The sequence below is a fragment of the Paenibacillus hunanensis genome (genome assembly GCF_014645615.1).
GTDB lineage: Bacteria > Bacillota > Bacilli > Paenibacillales > Paenibacillaceae > Saccharibacillus > Saccharibacillus hunanensis.
The window spans coordinates 1-2217 of sequence record NZ_BMMB01000031.1 but is presented as its reverse complement, the minus strand read 5'-3'; the positions used below and the strand labels follow the sequence as shown (position 1 = coordinate 2217).

At 34.0% G+C, this 2217-nt stretch carries 1 pseudogene; it reads left to right on the top strand.

Features of this window, described 5'->3' with window-relative positions:
• Positions 1–109 precede the first annotated feature (109 nt).
• A pseudogene (locus tag IEX62_RS24230) lies at positions 110–1303 on the top strand (proton-conducting transporter transmembrane domain-containing protein).
• Positions 1304–2217 lie beyond the last annotated feature (914 nt).

Here is a 2217-nt window from a genome sequence, read left to right as displayed (position 1 = left end):
TAAGTAATTAACTGCGTATTCCACCCCTCCCTTCCCCCCCCCCTTCCCCCCCCTGCAGTACTGCAGGGGGGGAAGCTTTGCGGGGGGGAGGGGTGGAATCAACATAATTTTGCCTACTCCTGTTTCTGCATTAATACACGCTGCCACGATGGTAACTGCAGGTGTATATTTATTAATGCGTAGTTCACCATTAATTGAATATAGTAGTACTGTCTTACTATTATGTTTATGATTAGGTGCAATAACTACTGTATTTAGTTCTCTTATTGGTTTATTCCAACAAGATATTAAAAAAGTTATAGCTTATTCCACAATGAGTCAATTGGGGATGATGGTTATAGCTATAGGTTTATCTTCTTACAATGTAGCTTTATTTCATTTAATCAATCATGCATTTTACAAAGCACTCTTATTTTTAGGAGCTGGTAGCGTTATACACGCTGTAGCTGATAACCAAGACTTTAGAAAGTTTGGGGGGTTAAAAAATTATTTACCTTTAACATACTCTGTTATGTTAATAGCAAGCCTAAGTTTAGTGGCTTTCCCATACATGACTGGTTTTTATAGTAAAGATTTTATTTTAGAGTCTGCTTATGGACAATTTAGTTTTTCAGGGGTAGCTGTATATATCATAGCTACTATTGGTGCAATATTTACAACTTTATACTCTGTTAAAGTATTGTATTTAACTTTTTTAGCCAACCCTAATGGTTATATCCATTTTTATAGACATTTCATATTGTATGAAAGACTATATGTATATGTAAGTTATACGGGAAAAGAAGAATTCTATTTGCCTAAGCATATGTCAAAAGAAATCAATAATTTGCCGAGATCAGTATCAGGTGAGGGTGGATTCTTTTTAAGTTTACCTTTAGTTATATTGGCCTTATTTTCTATATTCTTTGGTTTTATTACTAAAGATATATTTATAGGTTTAGGATCTAACTTTTTTATAGATAATAGCTTATTTATTCATCCTATTCATGAGATAATGATAGATACTGAATTTGCTGTACCTACATTATTTAAACTATTGCCTTTTATATTTACTATATCTTTTAGTTTAATAGCTTTAGTTTTATCTGAAAAATACCCAAACTTAGTTGTTCATTTTAAATTATCTAGATTAGGTTATAATCTTTTTGGTTTCTTTAATCAAAGATTTTTAGTTGAATTATTTTATAATAAATATATTACAAATTTAGTTTTAGATTTAGGTGGACAAATTACTAAGATTTTAGATAAAGGTAGTATAGAGCTATTAGGACCTTTTGGTTTAGAAAAAGTCTTAATTAAATGAAGTAAAGATATAGCATCTTTAAGTACAAGTATTGTAACAAATTATGCTTTATTTATTTTAGTTGGATTTATTTTATATGTATTTACATTTATTAGTTTGTTAGAAGGAGGTTTGGATTTGAATTTATCTTTATTCATTTTATTACTTTCTTTAACATCTTCTACATCTTCTTCTGATTCAAAGGAAGGAAAAATGATCAAGAAAGCTGTAGTTAGCACCAAAAATAAAAATATACGATAATGACAAACTCAACTATACAATTACAAGAACTATATTCCAGCCCGGCTACGGTGGTCGTAGGTGGCTTAATAGTGGGTGGCCTGGGCCTAGTAGGCTACCTAGGTTGGGAACTCTATGAGTGAGTTAAACCCCAAATCAAAATCCCACCAGCATTGGTGCCTGTGTTGGTGGATTTAGTCCCTACTGCTCCTTCCCCTCCTCCCCCACCTTTCCCTTCTTCTCTCCCTGATAAAGATAATGTTTATCCAGATTTAATTAGTCTGATAGTCGTTTTTGTATTGGATGCCTTGACAGGATGGGCTTCCGAGGTGGAGACTGTTTCGGCAAATTTAAATATCAGAGATCCCCTTACTAATAGCATCATTCCCGTGGATGATGATGTGCTTAATCACGCCAGGCGTCTTTTACGTGGTGCTTATGATACACGGTCTTGGGCTTAACTGATCTTACCGATTCTCAGACCTTTTTTACCTCCAGCTGTTAATTTCCTACTAAATGGGGCCTATAGGACTTTTTTATATTCGACACAATACTTGGCGGATCTTGTGGATATACAAGGTGGGTTGTATTATACTACTTCCACCCTGGCATCTTTTCGCAACCCCCTCCTTTGCTCCGCAAAGGAGGGGGGGAGGTTAAGAATCTAAGTAAGCTTTTTTATAATATGAGAAAGA